The sequence below is a fragment of the Anaerotalea alkaliphila genome (assembly GCF_010179735.1).
Lineage (GTDB): Bacteria > Bacillota > Clostridia > Lachnospirales > Vallitaleaceae > Anaerotalea > Anaerotalea alkaliphila.
The window spans coordinates 1-24,381 of the sequence record NZ_JAAEEH010000017.1 but is presented as its reverse complement, the minus strand read 5'-3'; the positions used below and the strand labels follow the sequence as shown (position 1 = coordinate 24,381).

Genomic DNA, 24,381 nt, shown 5'->3' with positions numbered 1-24,381 from the left:
GTCAGTTGCCGGGGCTTGCGCCCAGCTTGGCCTCTTCCCTCTTCTTGAACAGGTACCACAGGGGGCTGGCCACGAAGATGGAGGAGTAGGTTCCGCTCAGGATCCCCACCATCAGCGGAAGCGCGAACTCACGGATGGAGGCCACACCCAGCACATACAGGGAAAGGATCATGATGAAGGTGGTGAAGGAGGTGTTCACGGAACGGGCCAGGGTCTGGGCAACGCTGGAGTCCACAAGACCTTGGTAGTCCCCCTTCTTCATATGCCTCTGGTTTTCCCTGACCCTGTCGAAGACCACGATGGTGTCGTTGATGGAGTAACCGATGATGGTCAGCATGGCTGCGATGAAGGAGTTGTTCACCGGAATCCGCAGGACCGCATAGACCGCCAGCATCACCAGCACGTCGTGGACAAGGGCGATGACCGCCGCAAGGCCGAACCGGTAGTCCCGGAAACGGAAGGTGATGTACACAAGGATTCCCAGGGCCGCAATCAGCACCGCAAGGACGGCGTCCCGCTGCATTTCCGAACCGATGGTGGCGCTGATGCTCTCGCTCTGGATTTCCGCGCTGGTGATGCCGTACTTGCCTGCCAGGGCTTCTTCCAGGGCAATCCTCGTGTCCGTATCCAGCGCCTTGGTCCGGATGACGAACTGTCCCTGGCCGTTCACCCCTTCCACATTGTTGAAGCGGGGCGTCTGGTCTCCCGTGGCTTCCACCACCAGGTCCCGGACATCCTCCTGGAGCTCCTCGAAGCTGGCATAGGGCCTGTCGATGGTCACCAGCGTGGACGTTCCTCCCACGAATTCGATGTCGAAGTTGAAGGGGCTCCCCATGGACGCCATGTTCACCGGCAGCGCCACAAGGCCCACGGAGATGGCCACTGCGGAAACGGCCAGCCACAACTTCCTCCGGTCGATGATGGGAAGCTTCCTGTTCACGTGGAAGTGTCCGTACAGCGTTTTCTTCTTGAATCCGATCTCCACCATGGCCACAAGGAGGATCCGGGTGACCACCAGCGCGGTGAACAGGGAGATGATGATGCCGATCGCCAGGGTGGTGGCAAAGCCCTTGATGGTTCCCGTGCCCATGGCAAAAAGCACCCCCGCCGCAATCAAGGTAGTCACGTTGCCGTCCACGATGGCGGAACTGGCTTTCTTGAAACCTGCCTTGATGGACGCCCGGAGGGTCTTCTCCATGGCCAGCTCCTCCTTGATCCTGGCGAACACGATCACATTGGCGTCCACCGCCATGCCGATGGAGAGGATGATCCCGGCGATTCCCGGCAGGGTCAGGGTGATGCCTCCCAGGCTCAGGACCGCCACCATCAGCGCCGCATAGAAGGACAGGGCCACCGTAGCCACCAGCCCCGGCACCCGGTAGACCAGCAGCAGGAACGCGAAGAGAAGCAGCAGGCCCACCGTTCCGGCCTTGAGGCTGGTCTGGATGGCGTCGTAGCCCATCTTGGCTCCCACCACCGTGGAGCGCAGCTCCACCAGCTTCAAGGGCAGGGCACCGATCCGGATGCTGGTGGCGAGCTCGCTGGCCTCCTCCAGCGTTCCCAGTCCGGAGATGGAGGCGACGCCGTCCCTGATTTCCTCGGAAACCACCGGGGACATGAGGACCTCGTCGTTGTAAAGGATGTGGATGACCTTGTTCACATTGGCCCTGGTGCCCTGGGCGAACTTCTCCGCACCTTCCGCGTTCAGCTCCAGGCGGACGTAGAAGCCGCCTCCCAGGCTTTGGCTGTCACGCACCGGGTTTGCGTCCACCACATCTTCCCCGGTGATGACCACGTTACCCGACTGGTCCACAAAAGTCAGGTTTCCCGGCTTCCCAAGGTCCGCAAGCACCTGGTTGGGGTCGGATACGTTGGGGATGTCCACATTGATCCGGTCGCTGCCTTCCCTGTAGACCTCCCCTTCCGTGTAGCCCTGCTCGCTGATCCTGCGTTGGAGCTTGTAGATGGTGTCCGAAATCTCCTGCTCCGTAGGATCCGCCTTGTCCGCCGTATAGGTGATGCTCACACCCCCGGCCAGGTCCAAGCCCAAATTGATGTCCCTGGCGCTTCCGGCCCCTTCGCTCCCGACACCGGCGAGCGCTACCCCGATCACCGCAGCGATGACCAGCAAGGTTGCCGCAAAAGCCGCTATTATTTTCCCTTTCATTCCTGTTCCTCCAGTATGCTCTTTGCCTTCAGGTAAATCGCGCATTCCACGCGCTTCTTCTCCAGGACGCAACCGGTCCCGTAGACCTCCCGGATGCTTCCATGGAAATTGTAGGAGTTGGCGTTGCATCCACCGCTGCAGTAGAACTTCGCCCAGCACCGGGTGCAGGCGGGTTTCTCATAGACATTGCAGCCCTTGAATTCCTTTTCCAGCTGCTTGTTCCGCACGCCTTCCTCCAGGCTTCCCATCTTGAATTCCTCCATGCCTACGAACTGGTGGCAGGGATACAGGTCGCCCCAGGGGGTCACCGCCAGATACTCGAATCCGGCGCCACATCCGGTGATGCGTTTCGAGATGCAGGGCCCCTGGTTCAGGTCGATGAAGAAATGGAAGAAGTTGAAATCCTTCCCCGCCTTCCGGCTTTCCAGCATCCTTTCGGCCAGAAGCTCGTATTCGTCCTGCAGCGCCCCCAGGTCCTCTTCCCGCAGCGCGTAGTCGAAGGCCTCGTCCGCCACCACCGGTTCCACGGAAATCTGCCGGAACCCCTGTTCCGCAAGGTCCATCACATCCTTGGAGAAGTCCAGGTTGTGCCTGGTGAAGGTGCCCCGGACATAGTAGTTCTTCTGTCCCCGGCTTTCCGCCACCTCCTTGAATTTCGGCAGGATCAGGTCGTAGCTTCCCTTGCCGTTTGGGGCGGGGCGCATCCGGTCGTGCACTTCCTTCCTCCCGTCGATGCTCAGGACGACGTTGTACATGTGCTCGTTGATGAAGGCCAGCTTCTCCTCATCCAACAGCACGCCGTTGGTGGTGATGGTGAAGCGGAAGTTCTTGTTGTGCTCCTTTTCGACGGACTTGGCATAGGCTACGATTTCCTTCACCACGCCGAAGTTCATGAGGGGCTCCCCGCCGAAGAAGTCGATCTCCAGATTCCTCCGGCTGCCGGAGTTCTCCACCAGGAAATCCACCGCTTTCCTGCCGACTTCCGCCGACATCATGGAGCGGTCCCCATGGTATTCCCCCTCGCCGGCGAAACAGTATCCGCACCGGAGGTTGCAGTCATGGGCGATGTGCAGGCACATGGCCTTCACCACCGTCTGCCTGTCCCCGAATCCGGCCAGGACCTGGCTATAGTCTTCCTCGGAGAAGAGCTGGCCCTTGTCCTTCAGTTCCTCCACCTCTTCCAGCACTTCAAGGAGTTTTTCCTCCCCGTGGCGGTCCTTGAGTTCCTGCACGACAGCCTCTTTCCCCATTCCCTTGTCCAGCAGGGCGACCACCGCATAGGTTTCCTCGTCCACAAGATGCACAGCGCCGCTGTCCACATCCAGGATGATGTTCAAATCGTTCATTTTATATTGATGGATCATGGTTTTCCTTTCAATGGTTACGGAACGTATGAAACGTTCCGTAAGGTTTGGGATTATTTCTGATTTTCGCACGCCTGATTTCCTACTGTGCAGGATGTCTTGCATGCTGATTGGCAGGATGTCTGGCACTCGCCGCAACCGCCATGCTTCAAACTTTCCTTGAGAACCGAACCGTTCAATGTTTGAATATGTTTCATCTTCAGAAACCTCCTTTGCCGCTTATTTAAGCATCGTATATTATAGCATATTTCATACCCCTTGACAAATGTGAAAAAAATGGGGTATAACTAACATATATATATATAGGAATCGAGGAGACTGCATATGAAGACCATCGATCTGCATACCCATACCACCGCCTCTGACGGCACGCTGACGCCTGCAGAGCTGGTCAAGCTGGCCAAGAGGAACAATCTGGCGGCCATGGCCATCACCGACCACGACACCATCGAAGGGCTTCTAGAGGCAAGGAAATTCCAAGAAGAAAACCTGCACTGCTACAGGAACCTGGAAATCATCTCCGGCATCGAGTTTTCCACCGTATTGCCCGATATTGGACAGGACATCCACATTTTGGGGCTTTACATCAACGAACAGGATCCGGCCTTTGTGGAAAGGTTGAAGGACCTGGTGGACAGCAGGGAAGCACGGAACCACAGGATGGTGGACAAGCTCCAGCGGTTAGGGGTCCCCTTGACCATGGAGGACGTGGTCGCATGCGCCACCGACGGTGTGGTGACACGGGCGCATTTCGGCAAGGCCATGGTCCAAAAGGGCGTCGTTTCCTCCATGGAGGAGGCATTCGAAGTCTGGATCGGGAACGGACAACCGGGCTTCATCCCCCGGGAGAAGACCACCCCCAAGGATGCCATCCGGCTGATCCTGAACTGCGGAGGGATACCGGTGCTGGCCCATCCCAACCTGTACGGACTGGACGACAGTTCCCTGGACAGTCTGGTGGGCCGTCTCAAGGACCTGGGGCTGATGGGGATTGAAGGCCTGTACCCCCTCTACGGCCACAGGGAAGAGCGGTTCATGGCCAAGCTGGCCCAGAAGTACGGCCTGTTCATCACCGGGGGGTCGGATTTCCATGGAGCCAACAAGGAGGACATCAAACTCGGCACAGGACGGGGCAACATGTCCATCCCCTATGCCCTCCTGGAACCCCTCAAACGCTACCATGAAAGCTACTTCGGCAGCTAGGCATCTTTCCTGCAAAGCCATGAGAAAACCCGCCGGGACACCGGCGGGTTTTCTCATGGCTTCAGATGCTTCAGCCATCCTATTTCGCGTCTTCTTTTGTCTCTTCCTTCACCAGGCTCATGTTGGGCTCGCCCACACTGGCCACGGCGCTGCGCACCATCGGCACACGGATCCCCTTGTTCATGCCCAATTCCAGGACCAATGTGTTGTTCATGATGTCCACTACTTTCCCATACATGCCGCCGGTGGTGAGCACCGTGTCCCCGATTTTCACCGAGTTCTGCATGCTCTCCACTTCCTTCTGCTTCTTCTTCTGGGGGCGGATCATGACAAAATACATGAACGCAAAAATCAGCACCAGATAGCCGATGGTGAACAGCATGCTTTCTCCGCCGCTCGCCTGGGCTGCCGCAATGGTTGTGATCTCAAACATAAGGTTTCCTCACTTTCTTGAATCCATCATTCTTCCAACCTTTTTCATTTAAACACAATCCGCATCCGGATGTCAATTGCTTCTTCCCATGGAAGCCAGCTTTTCTTTCTTGTAGGCCTGGAATTCCCCCGCATCGATGGCGTTCCGGATTTCCTCCATCATCCTGTTGTAGAAATACAGGTTGTGGAGCACGCACAGCCGCATGCCAAGCATCTCCCTGGCTTTCAGCAGGTGCCGGATGTAGGCCCTGCTGTAGTGCGTGCAGGTCGGACATCCGCAACCGGGCTCGATGGGCTGTTCATCCAGCTCATACTGCTTGTTGAGCATGTTCATCTTTCCATGGTTCGTGTACACATGCCCGTGCCGTCCGTTCCTGGAGGGATAGACGCAGTCGAAGAAGTCCACTCCCCGGTCCACCGCCTCCAGTATGTTCGCGGGCGTCCCCACGCCCATCAGGTAGGTGGGCTTGTCCTGGGGCAGGAGGGGCACCGTGGCGTCCAGGATCCTGTACATTTCCTCGTGGGATTCCCCCACCGCCAGCCCTCCCAGGGCGTATCCGTCCAGATCCATATCCCGGAGGGTCTTGGCATGCTGGATCCGGATGTCCTCATAGGTGCCTCCCTGGTTGATGCCGAAAAGCATCTGCCTGGGGTTCACCGTGCCTTCCAGTCCGTTCAGGCGGTCCAGCTCCACCCTACAGCGGTCCAGCCAGCGTGTGGTCCTGTCCACGGAAGCTTGCATGTATTCCTTCGTGGCTGGATGGGGGGGGCATTCGTCGAAGGCCATGGCGATGGTGGAGCCCAGGTTGGACTGGATCTGCATGCTCTCCTCCGGTCCCATGAAAATCTTGCTTCCGTCGAGATGGGAGGCGAAATAGACGCCCTCCTCCTTGATCTTCCGCAGTTCCGCCAGGGAGAAAACCTGGAACCCGCCGGAGTCCGTCAGGATGGGCCGGTCCCAGTTCATGAACCGGTGGAGCCCCCCCAACTGCTTCACGATCCTGTCCCCTGTCCGCACATGCATGTGGTAGGTGTTGGTCAGCTGGACCTGGCATCCGATAACCTTCAGGTCCTCTGTGGAAACAGCCCCCTTGATGGCCGCCGCCGTCCCCACATTCATGAACACCGGGGTCTCGATGGTGCCGTGCACCGTTTCCAGCCTTCCCCTTTTCGCCTTTCCGTCCGTCTTCAACAATGTATACATACGATCACCCTGTCCTTTTCTTCACTCCCTGCGGCCTTGCGTCTTCCGGCGCATCCGCGGCTTGCCTAATGATAGCAGATTTCCGGGGGAAAAAAAAGACCTTTCCGCCGCTTCTTGCTTTATAGGTGCAAATTCGTTATAATTGAAACCATTACACGGAAAAACCTCTCCCACATGGAAACCAGGAGACAGAAAGGAATCAGATATGGCTGGATCAAGCTTTGGAAATGTTTTCAGAATCACCACATGGGGCGAGTCCCACGGAAAGGCCATCGGTGTCGTGGTCGACGGTTGTCCTGCCGGCCTCCACTTGCGTGAACGGGACATACAGATCGAGCTGAACAAAAGGAGGCCCGGACAGTCCCCCTATTGCTCCCCCAGGGACGAGTCCGACAAGGTGGAAATCCTCTCCGGCGTCTTTGAGGACAAGACCACCGGAACCCCCATCTCCCTGATCGTCTACAACAAGGACCAGCGCTCCAAGGATTACTCGGAAATGCAGAACATCTACAGGCCAGGCCATGCGGACCATGCCTTCGACTTGAAATACGGCTTCCGGGACCACCGGGGGGGCGGACGTTCTTCCGGAAGGGAGACCATCGGCAGAGTCGCAGGAGGCGCCATCGCCAAGAAGATCCTGGCATCCTTCGGTGTGGAGATCACCACCTACACGAAAGCCATCGGCCCCTTTGCCGTGGACATGGGCAATTTCGACAAGGAGGAAATCTACAACAATCCCCTGCGGATGCCCGACAGCCGGGTGGTGCCCGCCACCGAGGAGTACCTGCGGGGATTGATCAAGGACGGGAATTCCAGCGGCGGCCTGATCGAGTGCCGCGTGGACGGCATGCCCGCGGGCATCGGGGAGCCTGTCTTCGATAAGCTTGACGGCACCCTGGCCCGGGCGGTCATGTCCATCGGCGCCGTCAAGGGCGTGGAGATCGGTTCCGGCTTCGAAGCCGCCAAGCGCACCGGCATCGAGAACAACGACTTCTACCGCATGGGGACGGGGGGCGGGATCCAGAAGGTCTCCAACCACGCGGGCGGCACCACCGGAGGCATCAGTGACGGTTCCCCCCTGGTGCTGCGGGCGGCCGTGAAGCCAACCCCCTCCATCCACAAGATGCAGCATGCGGTGGACAAGGAATCCGGGGACATCGACCTGATGATCGGTGGACGGCACGACCCCATCATCGTCCCCCGGGCGGTGATCGTGGTGGAATCCATGGTGGCGCTGACCATCCTGGACCTGATGCTGCTGAACATGGGAAGTCGGATGGAATACCTGGAAAGGGTCTACGGGGGCCCCAGAGCATAGTTTTCCACAGATGAAAAGGCATGGAGCCCAGGGCTCCATGCCTTTTCATCTGTGTTCCGCTTCTTCCAGCCTTCCCAGGGACACCAGAATCCCTCCTGCGAAAATGGCGAAGTCCGCAAGATTGAAGTGGACCTTGAACCGGGGAGCGAAGGCGATGTAGTCCACCACGGCCCTTCCCCGGATCCGGTCCCACAGGTTGCCCAAGCCGCCGCCCAGAAGCAGGGAGACGCCCCATTTCACTCCCTTGGCCTTCGAAGCACGGGCCAGGGGCAGGAGGAACAGAAGCATCCATTGGAACAGGAACAGGTTCAGCAGCAGCAGCATCCCCTTCCTCTCCTTGAGGAACCCCAGGAAGGCTCCCTCATTGCGGACCAGGGAGAAGCGCACCCTGTCCCTGCAGCAGGAAACCGTCCTGCCCTCCAGCCGTTCCACCGCCAGTTTTTTCAGGCACCGGTCCAACCCCCAGAGGACAGGCACAGCAAGCAATTCCTTCACCGCCATCCCCCCTTCTTCAATCGTCGCCTACGGTATCGATCAGATACGGGGTGACCTGGTACACATAGTAGTTCAGCCAGTTCGCATACAACAGATGGGCATGGCTTTTCCAGGTCGACTCCGGGGTCAGGCTGGGGTCGTTTTGGGGGAAATAGTTCTTGGGGATGTCGATGGGCAACCCCTTTTCCTTATCCCGCATGTACTCCTGGTAAAGGGTCAGGGGGTCGTATTCCGAATGCCCGGTGACGAAGACCTGCTTCCCGTCCTTGGACATGGCGATGTAGACCCCCGCCTCCGGAGATACGGACAGGAGCTCCAGCTCCGGATGGGCGATGATGTCCTCCGCGAGGACGGTGGTGTGCCTGGAATGGGGTGCCATGAACTCATGGTCGAACCCCCGGAGGAGGTTGTGGTGCTCCACCACCACATGGTGCTTGAAAACACCGAACATCTTCCGGTCCAGGGGCACCTTTCGGATTCCGTAATGGTGGTACAGCCCCGCCTGGGCCCCCCAGCAGATGTGGAAGGTGGACGTGACGTGCTTCCTGGTCCAGTCCATGATTTCGGTCAGTTCCTTCCAGTAGATCACGTCCTCGAATGCCATGTTCTCCACCGGGGCTCCGGTGATGATGAAGCCGTCGTACTTATGGTCCTTGACCGAATCGAAGGTGGTGTAGAAGCTGCTCATATGTTCTTCCGGCGTGTTCTTCGCCTTGTAGGACTTGGGTGTCAGCAGGGTGACCTCCACCTGCAACGGGGTGTTGCTCAGCATCCTGAGGAGCTGGGTTTCCGTCTGCTGCTTCAGCGGCATCAGGTTCAGGATGGCGATCTTCAGCGGACGGATGTCTTGGGAGACAGCCCTGTCCTCGTCCATCACAAAAATGTTTTCCTGTTCCAGAATCTGCTTGGCCGGCAGATTCCTGTCGATTTTAATGGGCATGGCACTCTCCCTTGCGTAATATGGAATGAACGGATGATTCCCATGTATTATACACCCGTTCACCCGTGAATTCAATTCTATTTGCTGATCGCCTCATGGATGGCTTTTCCCGGAGGCACCATGGGATAGACGTTGCTTCCCTGCTCCACTATGCAGTTCACCACGCAGACCTTGGGCGAGGCGAAGGCCTGCCGGACCACATCGTCCAGTTCCCCCACATTCCGGATGACGAACCCGTCGGCGCCCATGGACCGGGCGAAGCCCACGTAATCGATGTCGTCGTCGAAATTGGTGGCCGAAAACCGGTCGTCGTAGAACAGGTTCTGCCACTGACGCACCATGCCCAGGGCGTAGTTGTTCATGACGAAGATTTTGATGGGCAGCTTGTTCCGGACGGCGGTGATGATCTCATTGAAGTTCATCCGGAAGGAACCGTCCCCTGTGATCATGACCACCCGGTTTTCCCGGAAGGCCCACTGGGCTCCGATGGCGGCTCCCAGGCCATACCCCATGGTCCCCAAGCCTCCGGAGGTGAGGAACTTGTTGGGCTTCATAAAGGGGTAATGTTGCGCGGTCCACATCTGGTGCTGGCCCACGTCCGTGACCACGATGTCCTCCGGCGACCCAAGGGCTGCAATCCGCTTCAGGATCGTCGGCACGGAAAGCACGTCCTCGTCGTAGGTATGGCTGTTCTCCAGACGCAGCTCGTTGATCTGGGCCAGCCAGGGGCTGTTGTCCTTCTGCTCCACCAGGGGAAGGAGGGTCTTCAGTATCTCGTCGATGTCCCCCACCACATGGCCGTCCACCAGCACGTTTTTGTTGACCTCCGCAGGGTCGATGTCGAAGTGCAGCTTCCTGGCGTTTGCCGCAAAACTCCCCTCCTTGCCGATGACCCGGTCGCTGAAGCGGGCGCCCACAGAAATCAGCAGGTCGCACTCGTTGATGCTGATGTTGGAGATCATGGACCCATGCATGCCGATGTTTCCCGTATAGAGCGGATGGTCATAGGGCATGCAGCCGATCCCCATGAGGGTGCAGGCCACCGCCGCCTGGACCTTCTCCGCAAAGGCCTGGAGGGACCGGGAGGCTCCGGAACGGATGACCCCGCCACCCGCCAGGATCATGGGCTTTTTGGCTTCCCGGATAAGCTCCAGCACCACGGGGTCGATATGCTCCACCGGCCGCTTCACATCGAACACAGGCCGATGGGGTGCGTATTCCGTCTCCTCCACGGTGATGTCTTTGGGGATGTCCACCAGCACGGGACCCGGACGGCCGCTCCGGGCAATCTGGAAGGCTTCCCGCAGGGCGGGGGCCAGCTCCCGGATGTCCTTGACCATATAGTTGTGCTTGACCACCGGTGTGGTGATGCCGAAGATGTCCACTTCCTGGAAGCTGTCCTTTCCCAGCTGGGCCAGGGTCACGTTTCCTGTGATGGCGACCATGGGAACGGAATCCATATAGGCTGTGGCGATCCCTGTCACAAGGTTGGTCGCGCCCGGACCGGAGGTGGCCAGCACCACCCCCACTTTTCCGGTTGCGCGGGCATAGCCGTCGGCGGCGTGGGCCGCCCCCTGCTCGTGGGAGGTGAGCACATGGGTCAGCCAGTCCTCGTTCCTGTACAGCTCGTCGTAGATGTTGATTGTTGCCGCCCCCGGATATCCGAAGATTGTATCCACTCCCTGTTCCCGCAGGCATTCGATTACGATTTGGGCTCCATTCAGTTTCATCTTTTTCCTCCTTTATCCATCCGCTTCCGGAAATCATAAAAACCCCTCGTCCTGTATAGGACGAAGGGTTGTCTCCGCGGTACCACCTATGTTTGCTTGCGCACACTCTGCATCGTACGGGAATTCTCCGATACGACCGCCCCTGTAACGGTGGGCATCCGGTGGGGTCTACTCTGGCGGGCGCCATTTCAATCCACTGCTCAAAGGCTACCTTCCTGTGCGTCCTCATGGGGAATTCCCAGCAACATCCCCTCTCTGGATTTCGGTGCACCCAGTACTCTTCCTTTTCATTGCATTTGGTTTATGGAATTTCTTTTTTTAAATGATAATGGATTTACCCTGTTCTGTCAAGCACTATTTCGCGCCGATATGGCCTTCCGCGGTGAGCAGCTCCGCAATCAGCACGGCGCCGCCTGCAGCTCCACGGACCGTGTTGTGGGACAGGCAGACGAACTTGTAGTCGTAGATGTGGTCTTCCCGCAACCTGCCTACGGTGATGCCCATGCCCTTCTCGTAGTTCCTGTCCAGACGGGTCTGGGGACGGTTGTCCTCTTCCATGTACCGGAGGAACTGCCTGGGGGCGCTGGGCAGTCCCAGTTCCTGGGGTCTTCCCGCGAACTCCGCCCAGGCCTTGAGGATTTCCTCTTTCGACGGCTTTTCCTCGAATTCCACGAACACAGCCGCCATATGGCCGTCCGCCACCGGCACCCGGATGCACTGGGCGGAAATCACGGGCAGGGTCGCCGGCACGATTTCATCCCCCTGGATGGACCCCCAGATCTTCAACGGCTCCTTTTCGCTCTTCTCCTCTTCCCCTCCGATGTAGGGGATCACGTTGTCCAGCATCTCCGGCCAGGTCTCGAAGGTCTTTCCGGCGCCGGAAATCGCCTGGTAGGTGCAGGCCAGGACTTCCTTGGGTCCGAAGGACTGCAGTGCGCTCAAGGCGGGGACATAGCTCTGGATGGAGCAGTTGGGCTTGACGGCGATGAATCCCCTGCTGGTGCCAAGGCGCTTCTTCTGGGAGGCGATGATTTCGATATGTCCGTTGTTGATTTCCGGAATCACCATGGGCACGTCCTTGGTCCAACGGTGGGCGGAGTTGTTGGACACCACGGGAACCTCCGCCTTGGCATAGTCCTCCTCCAGCTTCTTGGTCGCTTCCTTGTCCATGTCCACGGCACAGAAGACGAAGTCCACCTGGCCAGCCACCTTCTCCACTTCCATGGCATCCAGGACCACCATGGACGCCACCTCTTTGGGCAGCTCCATCTCCTGGGACCAGCGGCCGTCCAAGGCTTCCCTGTAGGTCTTGCCCGCGGAACGGGGGCTGGCCGCCAGGCAGACGACCTCAAACCAGGGATGGTCATGCAGCAATGTGATAAAACGCTGGCCGACCATGCCGGTCGCGCCAATGATTCCAACTTTCAACTTTTGATCCATCATGCACCTCTTCAACTGTTTTTGTTATAAATACATTTGTCTTTTCTAGGCGTATTTTATCATAGTTCATTTTCAAAAGCAAGTTCTTTTAAGCATACCTGGGAAGTTGCCCGGCACCGGAGGCAACCACCTTTTTGTCCGAATTTCCTGGACGAACTTTCCCACGAAAATAAACACTCCCGGAACAGTTTCCTGTCCGGGAGTGTGCGCCTTGTCTATTTTTCGTTGTCATCTACCCATTCCTTGGCCCGCTCCATGGCTTCTTCCTTGGGTACCGCTACATGGGTGTCGGGATCGACGCTTTCAGCATCCGCCCACGCTTCCGTCTTGCCGGTTCCAAGAACCGCGCTATCCAATTTCTTTTCCTTTTCGCTCATAGGATTTCCTCCTTGCATTTTACAGAATATTTGGATTATTTTTCTCTATTCTTGTATTTGTTTTTATTATGACCGAACCGGAAGGGATTGTCAATGTTTTTTTAGCGTTGTCCCGCCAGCAGTTCCTTGAGAAGGTCCAGGACCATCTTGGGGTTCGCCTTGCCCTTGGTCCGCTTCATCATCTGTCCCACCAAAGACTGGATGGCCGCTTCCTTGCCGCCTTGGTAATCCGCCACCGGCTTGGGGTTGCCGGCGATCACTTCCAGCGCCATGGCCCTTAGGGCGGAGTCGTCGCTGATCTGTGTCAGCCCTTCCTCCCGCACGATGGTTTCCGGATCCTTTCCCGTATCCCAGAGGATGGCGAACACCTTCTTGCCGATGCTGTTGCTGATGGTCCCCCCCTCGATGAGGTTCACCAGTTTCGCCAGCATGTCCGGCCCGAAGGGGATGGCCCCTTCTTCCTTCTGGTCTTCGTTCAGTCGGCTGAAGACTTCCGAGATGATCCAGTTCGCCACCAGCTTGGGGTTCTTGGAGGCCACCGCCGCCGTCTCGAAGAAGTCCGCCATGTTCCTGGAGGCCACGATCAGGTCCGCATCATAGGCGGTCAGCTGGTACTTCTCCAGATACCTGGATTTTCTGGCATCCGGCATCTCCGGAAGGCTCTTCCGGATGGTTTCCAGCGTCCCGTCCGTGGTGACGATGGGCATCAGGTCCGGCTCCGGGAAGTACCTGTAGTCGTGGGCCTCCTCCTTGCTGCGCATGGAAACGGTCATTCCCCTTTCCTCGTCCCAGCGGCGGGTCTCCTGGATGATGGTCCCCCCCTCCTCCAGCACCTTGATCTGGCGCTTGGCTTCGTATTCCGCGGCTTTTGTCGCGAAATTGAAGGAGTTGATGTTCTTCATCTCCGTCCGGGTTCCGAATTCCTTGGCACCTTTCTTCCGGACCGAGAGGTTCACGTCGCAACGGAGGGACCCCTCGTTCATCCTGCAATCCGACACGTCCGAATACAGGAGGATGGTCCGAAGCTTCTCCATGAAAATCCGGACCTCTTCCGGAGACCGCAGGTCGGGCTCCGTGACGATCTCGATCAAGGGAACGCCGCAGCGGTTGTAGTCCACCAGGGTGCCTTCTCCGGACCCGTGGAGGAGCTTTCCCGCATCCTCCTCGATGTGGATCCGGGTGATGCCGATGGTCTTCACCCCATCCCCCAGCTCGATGTCCACCGCGCCCTCGTAACAGAGGGGAAGGTCGTACTGGGATACCTGGTAGGCCTTGGGCAGGTCCGGATAGAAGTAGTTCTTCCTGTCCTGCTTGCTGAACTGGTTGATCTTGCAGTTGGTGGCCAGACCCGCCCGGATGGCGTACTCCACCACCTTCCCGTTGAGCACCGGCAAGGTCCCCGGCATTCCTGTGCAGATGGGGCAGCAATGGGTGTTGGGGTCCCCTCCGAAGGCGGTGGTGCAGCCGCAGAAGATTTTCGTATGTGTTTTCAACTCGGAATGGACTTCCAGTCCGATGACGATCTCGTAATCTTGGTATGCCATGTTGCTCCTCCTATAACCTGGGCTTGTCCAGGGACAATCCGCCCGCTTTTTCGTAGGCGTCCGCCGCCTTCAGGATGCTGTGCTCGTCGAAGGCCTTTCCAACCAGCTGCAAGCCGATGGGCAGGCCCAGGTCGTCGAAACCGCAGTTCATGGAAATGGCCGGCAGCCCTGCGATGTTCACCGGTACCGTGCAGATGTCGTTCAGGTACATGGCAACCGGATCGGCCGTTTTGGCGCCCAGCTTGAAGGCTGTGGTGGGGCCGGTGGGGGTGAGGATCAGGTCGTAGGCCGCAAAAATCTCGTCGAACCCGCCCTTGATCAGGGTCCTCACCTGCTGTGCCTTCTTGTAGTAGGCGTCGTAGTAGCCGGAGCTCAGGGCGTAGGTGCCCAGCATGATGCGGCGTTTCACTTCCGTTCCGAAGCCTTCCTCCCTGGTCTGCTTGTAGAGGTCCAGCAGGTTGTCGTAGGATTTGGCCCTATGGCCGTACTTGATGCCGTCGAAGCGGGCCAGGTTGGAGGACGCTTCCGCGGAGGAGATCAGGTAGTAGGCGGGAAGCGCCATGTCCGTCATGGTCAGGTCCACTTCCTCCACAACGGCGCCCATGGCCTCGAACCGGGCCGCTGCCGCAAGCACCGCTTCCTTGACCTCCCTCTGGATGCCTTCCCCCATGAAGGCTCTGGGCAGGGCGATGCGCATCCCAGCCACATCCTGGCCGAGGCTTGCGGTGAAGTCCGGCACCTCCAGAGGGGCCGAACTGGAATCCATGGGATCATGGCCGCAGATCAGGTTCAATGCCAGTGCGGCATCCCTTACATCCTTGGTGAGCGGGCCGATCTGGTCCAGGGAGGAGGCAAAGGCCACCAGGCCGTATCTGGAAACCCTCCCATAGGTCGGTTTCATCCCCACGACCCCGCAATAATGGGCGGGCTGGCGGATGGATCCGCCGGTGTCCGACCCCAGGGCCAGGGGCGCCATGTCCGCGGCCACGCAGGCCGCGGACCCGCCGGAACTTCCACCGGGCACATAGTCCAGGTTCCATGGGTTCTTCGTCTGGAAGAAGCTGGAATTCTCTGTTGAGGACCCCATGGCGAACTCATCCATGTTCAGCTTGCCCAAGATGACCATGCCCGCCTCCCTGATCCGCCTCGTCACGAAGGCGTCGTAGGGCGGCACGAAATGCTCCAGCATCCTGGACGCGCAGGTGGTCGCAAGCCCTTTGGTGCAGATGTTGTCCTTGACCGCGATGGGCACCCCTGCCAGGGGATGCACGGCCTCCCCCGCGGTTCTGGCCTCGTCCGCCTTGGCGGCCTGCGCCAGGGCCCCTTCCGCATCCACTGTGATATATGCGTTCACCTTCGGATCCACCATGTCGATCCGTTCCAGGCAACTTTTTGTTATTTCCACACTGCTGGCCTCTTTTTTCGCCAGAAGGTCCGCCAACGCATGGGCGGTCTTATCGTAATATGACATGCCGTTTCTCCTTTTCCTTATTCCACAACCTGTGGCACGCTGAAGCAACCTTGTTCCTGGTTGGGGGCGTTCTCCAGCAGCTGCTCCCGGTCCATGGAGGCAACCACCACGTCCTCACGGAAGACATTGTTGATGGGAATGATATGGGCTGTGGGTTTCACGTCGTGGATGTCGCAGCTGTTGATCTGATCCGCAAATCCGATGATGGCCTCCATGTCCCTGGTCATCTGTTCCTTTTCCTTCTCTGTAAGGTTGAGTCTGGCCAGATGGGCCACCCTTTCCACTTCTTCTCTCGTAATCTTCAAAGTCGTTCCTCCTTGTTCCAACACCTTGGCAATATGCTCATTCTATCATACGGCCCCATTTTTGTGAACCCACCGTTCCAGGAAGTCCCCTTCCGAAAGGATTGGTATTCCCAGCTCCTTGGCCTTCTTGTTCTTGCCGGAAGCGGACAGGGTGTCGTTGTTCAACAGATAATCGGTTTTTTTGGTGACGCTTCCCGTGACCTTGCCTCCCAGGGACTCGATCAGCCCTTCCAGCTCCTTCCGGTTCTTGAAGCGCTCCAGGCTTCCCGTGATGACGAAGGCCATCCCCGCCAGGGGGCTGGCTTCTTCCCCGGCCTCCGGAACTTCCGCCTCCGCCTCCAGCTCCAGGAATTCCAGCACCCGTTCCACCCTGGCCATCTTGTCCGGGTCATGGAAATAGCCGTGGACGGCTTCCGCGCGGACCTGTCCGAAGCCGTCGATGGCCCCCAGGTCCCCCAGGTCAGCCTTCAGGATTGCTTCCAGGCTTCCCCTGAAGCGCTTTGCCAGCAGCTTCGCGTTGTTCAAGCCCACATGGGGGATGCCCAACGCATAGAGGAAGTTGGGGAGCGGCACCTTCCTGGCCTTCTCCAGGGCATCCAGCAGGTTCCTGCAGGACTTTTCCCCGAACCCCTCCAGCTCCCGGATCTGGTCGGCGTAGGGCTCCAGCCGGAAGAAGTCGGCATACTCCTGGACCAACCCCTTCTGTACCAATTTCTCCACCGTCGCCTGGCTGAGCCCTTCCACATTCAACGCGTCCCTGGAGACGAAATGGGCGAAGGCCTTCACCTGCTTGGCCGGGCACAGGGCATTCGGGCAGGTCAGGACCCTGACATCCCCCTCCTGCCGGATCCTGGTTTCCCCACCGCATACGGGACATGCCTCCGGCAGGGGGGCCCCACCGCTCCTCGTCAGGTTGGCGGCGATTTGGGGAATGATCATGTTGGCCTTGTACACCAGGATCCGGTCCCCCAGTCCCAGCGCCAACCCTTCCAGAACGCTCACGTTGTGGAGGCTCGCCCTTCCCACCCTGCTTCCCTCCAGGTCCACGGGTTCGAAGAGGGCGATGGGGTTCAGGAGGCCCGTCCTGGAGGCGCTCCATTCGATGTCCTGCAAGGTGGTCTCCCGGACTTCGTCCTCCCACTTGAAGGCGATGGAGTGTTTGGGGAACCGGGAGGTGCTTCCCAGACCGGTCCCGTACGCCAGGTCGTTGAAGGCCAGCACCAGTCCGTCCGAACCGATCTCATGGGTCTTGGCGTCCACCGCAAAGCGGTCCAAAGCCTCCTCCAGGTCCTCCGCCACCACCTTCCTGTAGGGCACCGTCTCAATCCCCTGCTTTTCCAGGAAATGCAGCTGGTCTTCCCTGCGGGTGAAGCCCTCCCCGTGGGCGTCCACCAATTCGAACCCGTAGAATCTGACCATCCGCTCCGCGGTGACTTGGCTGTTCAACTGCCGGATGCTGCCGCTGCAGAGGTTCCGGGGGTTCTTGTAATGGGCTTCCACGGGCAGCTTCCTGTTGATCTTTTCGAAATCCCCGTAGGCGATCACCGCTTCCCCCCGGACCACCAGCTTCCCCTGGAAGGGGATCCGCAGGGGCAGGTTGATGAAGGTCCTGGCGTTTCCTGTCACCACTTCCCCGATGGTCCCGTTGCCTCTGGTCACCGCCTTGGCAAGGGCACCCCCTTCGAAGGTCAGCACGATGGTGAGGCCGTCCAGCTTATAGGAGAGCAGCCCCTCCTGGTCCTTCAGCCAGGCCTTCAGGGCTTCCCTGTCCTTTGTCTTGTCCAGGGAAAGCATGGGGGTTTCGTGCCTTTCCTTGGGCAGGGATTCCGACACGGCATACCCCACCTTCTGGGTGGGACTGCCCGCCAGGACCTGGCCGGTCCGGTTTTCCAGCTCCAGCAGCTCGTCATACAGCAGGTCGTACTCGTAGTTGGACATGACCTCGCTGTCGTGCTGGTGGTACTCCTGCAGCGCATGGTTCAGGGTCTTGACGAGCCACGACATCCTCTTCTTGGTATCCGCATCCATGGGTCTTCTTCCTGCCTTCCTGCAAAAAAGGCTGCCCTTGGACAGCCCTGCGTTGTTTATTCTTCGTTGCCCCAATTGGTGAAAACGTTCTGCACGTCGTCGTCGTCTTCCAGCTGGTCCAGGATTTTCCGCATCTTCTTCCGGTCATCCGGATCTTCCAGGTCTGTGGTGGTCTGGGGGATCATGGTGATTTCCGCGGAAATGGGGGTTATCCCCAACGCTTCCACCGCCTCCACGACTGCGGAAAAATCCTCCACCGCCGTGACGACCTCCAGGCCCTCCTCCTCGCTGTAGACATCCTCTGCTCCGGCCTCTATGGCGGCCATCATGACCGCGTCCTCGTCCAGGTCCTCGTTCCGCTCCAACACAATCTCCCCCTTCCGGTCGAAAAGGAAGGAGACGCAGCCCGTGGTTCCCATGTTCCCGCCGTTCTTGGAAAAGGCGTGTCGCACATTGGCGGCGGTGCGGTTCTTGTTGTCCGTGAGGCACTCCACGATGACGGCGATGCCGTTGATTCCATAGCCTTCATAGACGATGGTCTCGTAGTTCACCGAATCCAGTTCCCCGGCAGCCTTCTTGATGCTTCTGGCGATGGTGTCGTTGGGCATGTTGCTGGCCTTCGCCTTGGCCACCACGTCCTTCAGCTTCGTGTTCGTGGAAGGGTCCGAGCCCCCCATCTTCACCGCCACCGCCAGTTCCCTTCCCAGCTTGGTGAAAATCTTGCCCCTCTGGACATCCGTTCTTTCCTTTTTATGTTTGATGTTTGCAAACTTGGAATGTCCTGACATCGAATCGCTCCTTTAATGCTCGAAAATTTTTCTTCCATATTCTACCATCATTTGCACCGTTCCGCAAGGACCGCATGCTTCCCACGCGGTCAGACCTGGGCATGCACCGGGTCGCTGGCCAGATTCTTGAGCCACTTGCCGGAAACGGTCCTGTGGATGGCGAATCCAACCTTTAGGACTTCCTCCACCATGATCAGGGCGTACACCACCCGGATGTCCAAGCCCAGCACAAGACCGCTGAAGAAGGCAAGGGGAACCGCAACCACCCATACGCCCAACACATCCAGCAGCATGGTGTAGGCGGTGTCCCCACCGCTGCGCAGGATGCCTACGATGGCCACCAGGTTCATCACCTTGAAGAACATGAACAGGCTGAACACCCGCAAGGTCCCCAGCACGTAGGTGGCCACCAGGGGTTCTATCCTAAAGATTCCCGTGACCCAGGGGGCCGCAAGGTACATGAAGGCTCCCATGCCCAGGCCGATGCTTGCCCCGATCTTCAGGAAGCGCTTGGCGTAGGCCATGGCCTCGTCCTTCCGGTCCGCCCCCAGGGAGTTCCCCAGGATGACCCCGCTGGCGTTTGCGACCCCGAAGGCCAACACGAACGCGAACTGCTCCACGGTCTGGGTGATCGTCATGGAGGCCATGACCTCCTTGCCCATCCGTCCGAACACCACCGCATACATGGTCACCCCCAGGGCCCAGGCCAGCTCGTTCGCCACTACAGGCAGCACGATTTTCACGTATTTCAGGAAAAACTCCATGGAATAGGAAAACAACTCCCTGATTTTTCCCGCTGTGGGAAAGGCGAAGCGGTAGCTCAGATGCAGCAGGAGAAGGCATTCGAAGGCCCGGGCGGCCACGGTGGCGTACGCCGCCCCCTGGACGCCCAGCCGGGGGGCGCCGAAATGCCCGAAAATCAGCACATAGTTGAAGAAGGTGTTCAGGACCACCGCTATGACGGTGACCACCACCGGCAGCTTGACCACGCCGGTGCTCCGCAGGACGAACATGTAGGCGAACGCCACCGCCGTGAATCCGTAGCTGACCCCCACGATCCGCAGATAGCCTGCGCCTTCCGCGACCACCCCGGCCTCCCGGGTGAAAAGCCCCAGGATGAATTCCGGAAAAGCCACCGCCCCCAAGGTGAATAGGGCCGCACCACCCATGCCCAGGGTGAGGCTTATGCCCAGGGCCTTGCGGATGCTCTTCACATCCCCCGCCCCCCAGAACTGGGCGGTCAGGATGGCGGACCCGCTGGCCGTCCCGAAGAGGAAGAGATGGAGCAGGAAAAACACCCGGTTGGCGATCCCCACGCCGGAAATGGATTCGCTCCCCAGGGAGCTGATCATGAACACGTCGATGGTGTTCACAAAAGAGGTTATCAGATTCTGGAACGCCACCGGCATGGCGATGGCCAGCAGCTTCCTGTAAAATCCTTTATTTTCCATGGTTTTCCTTCCTTTTTTCCCATTTCCCTAGAAATAATCGATCGAAAACAAGGGTTTGCCCTGCCGGAGGAAGACCCGCGGCACCCTCTTCCCGATCTGGCAGACGACCTCGTAATTGATGGTCTGCATGTGGGCGGCCACCTCCTCCACCGTGATGGAGTTCCCCCCCCTGGAGCCGATCAGGACGGCCTCGTCCCGTTCCACGACGCCCGGGATTTCCGTCACATCCACCATGAACTGGTCCATGCAGACCCTCCCCAGGATGGGCGCGTAGGCCCCGCGGATCAGCACCCTTCCCTTGGAGGACAGGGAACGGGCGTATCCGTCCCCATACCCCACCGGGATGGTGGCCACCTTGGTCCTCCTGCTGGTGACGAAGTCCCCGCCGTAGCTGATGGGCGTCCCCGCTTCCACCTCCTTCACGAAAATCACGCTGCTGACCAGGGAAAGGGCCGGTTTCAGGTCCAGAACCCCGCTGTCCACCTCCTCCGAAGGATAGAGCCCGTACAGGGCGATTCCCGTACGCACCAGTTCGTAGTGGGCTTCCTCCACTTCCATGGCGCCGGCGCTGTTGGACGCATGCCGGAGGGGGATACGGACACCCTCCTCTTCCAGGGCCTGGAGGAAGTTTTCGAAAACCTCTTTTTGCCGGAGGGTGAAGCTTTTGTCCCTGGCGTCCGCCTTGGCAAAATGGGTGAAGATCCCTTCGATGACCAGATTGGGAAGGGCTGCGATCCGCTTGATCTCCTCCAGGGAGGAGGCGTCCGGCAGGAAGCCGATCCTGCCCATGCCGCTGTCCACCTTCAGGTGGATCACCGCCTTCTTGTTCATGGACACGGCGGTGCGGGAGATCTTTTCCGCCATCCCGTAGGTGAAGACCGTCTGGATGATGTCGTACTTCACAAGGTCAGGCAGGTGTTCTTCCACCGTGTATCCAAGCACCAGGATGGGCAGGTGGACCTTGTACTTGCGCAGGGCCACCGCTTCGTGGATCATGGCCACCCCCAGATAGTCCACCCCCTCTTCCATCAGGACATTGGCCACCGCCATGGCCCCATGGCCGTATCCGTCCGCCTTGATGACGCCCATCACCTTGCATCCGGGACGCACATGGGCCTTGATCTGCCCCAGGTTGTGGACGATGTTGTCCAAATTTATTTCCGCATAGACCCTATGGTGGTTCATCACGATTCCTCACATTTCTTCCGATATTCTTTTCATGGCCTGGGGCAGGTGGGAAAGCAGGTCCGTGGCGAGGAGGCTCCGCTCCCCTAGGGCATCCCTGGCCAGGTCCCCCGCCAGGCCGTGGAGATGGACGCCCAGACAGGCCCCGCCGAAGGGTTCCGCCCCTTGGCCCAAAAGTCCGGCCACCAAGCCTGCCAGCACGTCCCCCGAACCGGCGGTGGCCATGCCGTTGTTGCCCCCCAAGCTCAGGCAGGTTTCCCCCCGGGGGTCCGCCACCACCGTCCGGGCGCTCTTCAGGACCATCACTGCCCCTTGGGCACGGGCATACTCCCGGGCAGTGGCCTCCATCCTCCGGGCTACGTCGTCTCCGGACATCCCCGAAAGCCTTGCCATCTCCCCCACATGGGGGGTGAGCACCACGGGGGCCTTCCTGTCCCTTAGCCAATCCGGATTCCGTGCGGCCAGGGTCAGCGCGTCCGCATCCAGCACCACTGGTATCCTGGATTTTTCCAGCACTTGGCGCACCAGGCCTTCGGCGAAGGGGTCCAGGGACAGTCCCGGACCGGCCAGCACCGCATCCGCCCAGCCCAATGCCTCCTCCAGTTCCTGGAGCACTCCGGAATCGAGCCCCTCCGCCCTGTCATAGGAGGTACCAAGGACCTCCGGAATGGACATGTGGACCACATCCCTAATGGAACGGTCCATGAACAGCTTTACCAGTCCGGCTCCGCTCCGGCAGGCGGCTTTTGCGGCCAGGACCGCCGCTCCCGGCATCCCCGGGGATCCGGCGACCACCAGCACCCGGCCGCAGCTTCCCTTGTGGGCATCCCTGGGCCTCTTGGGCAGCCAGGCGCCTGCGGACCCGTCCAGGACCCGGAGCTTGCCCTCCAGCCTTTCCACCAGGAAGGGAGGGATCCCGATGGGCGCCACCTCCACCTTTCCCGCCATTCCCGCTCCAGGGAAAAACAGGATCCCCTTTTTGGGCATGCAGAAAGTGACCGTCTCATCCGCCTGCAGGCAGATTCCCGGCACCTCTCCCGTGTCCGCATCCACGCCGGAGGGCACGTCCACGGCAATCCTGTAGGCGCCACATCCGTTCATCTCCCGGATGGCCCGGGCGAACGCCCCTCCCGGCGGCCGGCTCAGACCGATCCCGAAGAGGGCGTCCACCACCACGTCGGCATGCTTAAGCGCCTGCCCCAGGCTGTCCCACGCGGCACCGCCCTCCTCCAGTTCCGCCACCTGTACCCCCAGGCACAGCGCGTGGTCGTGGAAAACCCTGGCGTCCCGGGTCATCTTATCCTTCCCGCCCACCAGGAAAACCCTGACAGGCATCCCTTCCAAAAACAGGTGCCTGGCGGCGCAGAATCCGTCCCCCCCATTGTTCCCCGGTCCGCACAGGACCACCGTTTCCGTCCCCCTCCGGTCCCTCCGGCTCCGGTCCGCCCAAACCATTACCTGATGGGCCACCGCCTGGGCGGCCTGGTCCATCAGGACCACGGAGGGCAACCCCAACACTTGTATGGTCTCCTGGTCCAATGCCCGTATCTGTGCGCTATCCAACGCATACATCACATGCCACCCCCTTCTGCTACAACGAACGCCATGGCCTGCTGTCCGGTGTGGGAAATGCTGGCATGGATCCGGTCCACCCCCAGCGCCTGGGCATGGCTTTTCGCATACCCGTGCAGATGGACAACCGGCTTCCCCAGGCTGTCCCGCAAGACCTCCACATCCACCAGCCGCACGTTCCCGATTCCCGTACCCAAGGCCTTGGAGACAGCTTCCTTCACGGCAAAATTCCCGGCGATGGTCTGGATTTTCCAATTGCGCCTCCCGAAAAGCTCCCGTTCCCTAGCGGTGAAGTAGCTCTCCATAAAGTTCTTCCGGGACGCGGCCTTCTCCATCCTGTCCACTTCCACCAGGTCCGTGCCGATTCCTATTATCATAAGGCACCCCTCCATTTTACATGATTTCGGACAATAAGAAAAGAGCGCAGCCCTACGCTCTTTCCTCGATCATTCCATGTCCGTGTTGCTCAGGCGGTAGCTCAGTGTCATGAGGCTCTCCGAAAGGTGGACGTTCTCCACGGTAGCATCCGCATCCCGGAGCTGCAGGTCGATGGGGGCGAAGTTCCAGATCCCCTTCACACCGTAGGACACGATGTCCGTCGCCACCTTGGGGGCTTTGGCCTTCGGCAGGGTCAGCACGGCGATGTCCACCGTATTCTCCCGAACGAAGGCCTCCATCTCGTCGATGTCCTTGACTTCAATCCCCCGCACGGTCATTCCCACCAGGCGGGGGTTCACGTCGAAGAGGCCGATGATCACAAATCCCTTCCTCTCAAAATCGATGTAGTTGGCCAAGGCCTGTCCCAGGTTACCCACACCTACGATGATGACATTGTAGGTCTTCTCCAGTCCCAGGATCTTTTCTATTTCCTTGTGCAGATGCTCCACATTGTATCCGTAGCCTTGCTGTCCGAACCCGCCGAAATTGTTCAAGTCCTGACGGATTTGGGATGCGGTCACGTGCATCCTCTCGCTGAGCTCCTTTGAGGAAATCCTTACCACGTCATTTTCCAGCAACTCTCCCAAATAGCGGTAATACCTGGGCAATCTTTTGATGACCGCTGATGAAATTTTCTTGTCCGACATTTTTTTGCCCCCGATCTTGGTTCTTCTATTGGTGTTGACTGTCATTTCCATATTTACTTTATTATATCTGCGTGTGAAATAAATGTCAATTAAAGCCTTCTCTTTTTCAAAATCCCCCGGAAAAAGGGGTTGGAACTTTCAAAAACCGCCTGGTCGTGCTATAATTCATAAGTGAAGTATCACATTTGGAGCAATCAAAAAAGAGCAACTAGAGACGAACTCCAGTTGCTCCAAATGTGGTTCTTCACGATTGTACCAACTCGCGGATGTTAGCCGGTGATC

The 24,381-nt window shown here is 58.9% G+C and carries 22 protein-coding genes and 1 other annotated feature; of the genes, 2 read left to right on the top strand and 20 right to left on the bottom strand.

The genetic code is table 11. The features are described 5' to 3' along the window. Position 1 precedes the first annotated feature (1 nt). Genes secD through scfA form a run of 3 tightly spaced genes read right to left on the bottom strand, consistent with a single transcriptional unit; the run spans position 2 to position 3,728 of the window. On the bottom strand, positions 2-2,167 hold the full coding sequence (gene secD, locus GXN74_RS07530; RefSeq protein WP_162370322.1) for a protein translocase subunit SecD: 2,166 nt from the start codon (positions 2,165-2,167) through the stop codon (positions 2-4). After that, complete coding sequence (scfB, locus tag GXN74_RS07525; protein WP_162370321.1) at positions 2,164-3,531, bottom strand: thioether cross-link-forming SCIFF peptide maturase; 1,368 nt, start codon at positions 3,529-3,531, stop codon at positions 2,164-2,166. Before scfB ends, secD begins: the two co-directional genes overlap by 4 nt. A 53-nt stretch (positions 3,532-3,584) precedes the next feature. Beyond that, positions 3,585-3,728, bottom strand: coding sequence for a six-cysteine ranthipeptide SCIFF (gene scfA, locus GXN74_RS07520; RefSeq protein WP_162370320.1), 144 nt, complete (start codon positions 3,726-3,728; stop codon positions 3,585-3,587). 127 nt (positions 3,729-3,855) lie between these two features. Here scfA and GXN74_RS07515 point away from each other — a divergent pair, with 127 nt between their 5' ends. Then, positions 3,856-4,734 (top strand): PHP domain-containing protein, encoded by an 879-nt coding sequence (locus GXN74_RS07515; RefSeq protein WP_162370319.1) that lies wholly within the window; start codon positions 3,856-3,858, stop codon positions 4,732-4,734. A gap of 79 nt (positions 4,735-4,813) precedes the next feature. Here GXN74_RS07515 and yajC read toward each other — a convergent pair whose 3' ends face one another. Together yajC and tgt are read right to left on the bottom strand one after the other, a co-directional pair. Then, entirely contained in the window at positions 4,814-5,167 is a 354-nt protein-coding gene (yajC, locus tag GXN74_RS07510) for a preprotein translocase subunit YajC (protein WP_212505733.1), read from the bottom strand. Positions 5,168-5,239: 72 nt separating this feature from the next. Then, positions 5,240-6,370: a tRNA guanosine(34) transglycosylase Tgt gene (gene tgt, locus GXN74_RS07505; protein WP_162370318.1), complete on the bottom strand. Its 1,131-nt coding sequence runs from the start codon at positions 6,368-6,370 to the stop codon at positions 5,240-5,242. A gap of 205 nt (positions 6,371-6,575) precedes the next feature. On the opposite strand from tgt, the gene aroC reads away from it, so the two are divergent. After that, on the top strand, positions 6,576-7,688 hold the full coding sequence (aroC, locus tag GXN74_RS07500) for a chorismate synthase (RefSeq protein ID WP_162370317.1): 1,113 nt from the start codon (positions 6,576-6,578) through the stop codon (positions 7,686-7,688). Positions 7,689-7,733: 45 nt separating this feature from the next. On the opposite strand, the gene GXN74_RS07495 is transcribed toward aroC, so the two are convergent. The 15 genes from GXN74_RS07495 to GXN74_RS07425 all read right to left on the bottom strand — a co-directional run bounded on the left by GXN74_RS07495 (position 7,734) and on the right by GXN74_RS07425 (position 24,099). After that, positions 7,734-8,183, bottom strand: coding sequence for a signal peptidase II (locus tag GXN74_RS07495; protein ID WP_162370316.1), 450 nt, complete (start codon positions 8,181-8,183; stop codon positions 7,734-7,736). 16 nt (positions 8,184-8,199) lie between these two features. Beyond that, entirely contained in the window at positions 8,200-9,123 is a 924-nt protein-coding gene (gene metA / locus GXN74_RS07490; protein ID WP_162370315.1) for a homoserine O-acetyltransferase MetA, read from the bottom strand. Between the two features lie 77 nt (positions 9,124-9,200). After that, complete coding sequence (ilvB, locus tag GXN74_RS07485) at positions 9,201-10,853, bottom strand: biosynthetic-type acetolactate synthase large subunit (RefSeq protein ID WP_162370314.1); 1,653 nt, start codon at positions 10,851-10,853, stop codon at positions 9,201-9,203. Between the two features lie 53 nt (positions 10,854-10,906). Beyond that, positions 10,907-11,153 (bottom strand) — a binding site (T-box leader). Between the two features lie 54 nt (positions 11,154-11,207). Beyond that, positions 11,208-12,293, bottom strand: coding sequence for an aspartate-semialdehyde dehydrogenase (gene asd, locus GXN74_RS07480; protein ID WP_162370353.1), 1,086 nt, complete (start codon positions 12,291-12,293; stop codon positions 11,208-11,210). A 215-nt stretch (positions 12,294-12,508) separates the two neighbouring features. Continuing rightward, the gene (locus GXN74_RS07475; RefSeq protein ID WP_162370313.1) at positions 12,509-12,670 is read right to left on the bottom strand and encodes a CDIF630_02480 family spore surface protein; all 162 of its coding nucleotides are present in this window, start codon (positions 12,668-12,670) and stop codon (positions 12,509-12,511) included. Positions 12,671-12,771: 101 nt separating this feature from the next. Beyond that, positions 12,772-14,214, bottom strand: coding sequence for an Asp-tRNA(Asn)/Glu-tRNA(Gln) amidotransferase subunit GatB (gene gatB / locus GXN74_RS07470; protein WP_162370312.1), 1,443 nt, complete (start codon positions 14,212-14,214; stop codon positions 12,772-12,774). Between the two features lie 10 nt (positions 14,215-14,224). Next, the gene (gene gatA, locus GXN74_RS07465) at positions 14,225-15,685 is read right to left on the bottom strand and encodes an Asp-tRNA(Asn)/Glu-tRNA(Gln) amidotransferase subunit GatA (RefSeq protein ID WP_162370311.1); all 1,461 of its coding nucleotides are present in this window, start codon (positions 15,683-15,685) and stop codon (positions 14,225-14,227) included. Between the two features lie 17 nt (positions 15,686-15,702). After that, the gene (gene gatC / locus GXN74_RS07460; protein ID WP_162370310.1) at positions 15,703-15,990 is read right to left on the bottom strand and encodes an Asp-tRNA(Asn)/Glu-tRNA(Gln) amidotransferase subunit GatC; all 288 of its coding nucleotides are present in this window, start codon (positions 15,988-15,990) and stop codon (positions 15,703-15,705) included. 45 nt (positions 15,991-16,035) lie between these two features. Continuing rightward, positions 16,036-18,018 carry an NAD-dependent DNA ligase LigA gene (ligA, locus tag GXN74_RS07455; RefSeq protein WP_162370309.1) on the bottom strand — a complete coding sequence of 661 codons (1,983 nt, stop codon included), beginning with the start codon at positions 18,016-18,018 and terminating at the stop codon, positions 16,036-16,038. A gap of 56 nt (positions 18,019-18,074) precedes the next feature. After that, entirely contained in the window at positions 18,075-18,806 is a 732-nt protein-coding gene (locus GXN74_RS07450) for a YebC/PmpR family DNA-binding transcriptional regulator (protein WP_162370308.1), read from the bottom strand. 89 nt (positions 18,807-18,895) lie between these two features. Next, positions 18,896-20,257, bottom strand: coding sequence for an MATE family efflux transporter (locus tag GXN74_RS07445; RefSeq protein ID WP_162370307.1), 1,362 nt, complete (start codon positions 20,255-20,257; stop codon positions 18,896-18,898). A 27-nt stretch (positions 20,258-20,284) separates the two neighbouring features. After that, positions 20,285-21,442: an alanine racemase gene (alr, locus tag GXN74_RS07440; RefSeq protein ID WP_162370306.1), complete on the bottom strand. Its 1,158-nt coding sequence runs from the start codon at positions 21,440-21,442 to the stop codon at positions 20,285-20,287. A gap of 9 nt (positions 21,443-21,451) precedes the next feature. Next, entirely contained in the window at positions 21,452-23,014 is a 1,563-nt protein-coding gene (locus tag GXN74_RS07435) for an NAD(P)H-hydrate dehydratase (protein WP_162370305.1), read from the bottom strand. After that, on the bottom strand, positions 23,014-23,391 hold the full coding sequence (acpS, locus tag GXN74_RS07430; RefSeq protein WP_162370304.1) for a holo-ACP synthase: 378 nt from the start codon (positions 23,389-23,391) through the stop codon (positions 23,014-23,016). The genes GXN74_RS07435 and acpS overlap by 1 nt, the downstream gene beginning before the upstream one ends. Positions 23,392-23,460: 69 nt before the next feature. Then, positions 23,461-24,099, bottom strand: coding sequence for a redox-sensing transcriptional repressor Rex (locus tag GXN74_RS07425; RefSeq protein ID WP_162370303.1), 639 nt, complete (start codon positions 24,097-24,099; stop codon positions 23,461-23,463). Positions 24,100-24,381: the final 282 nt, after the last annotated feature.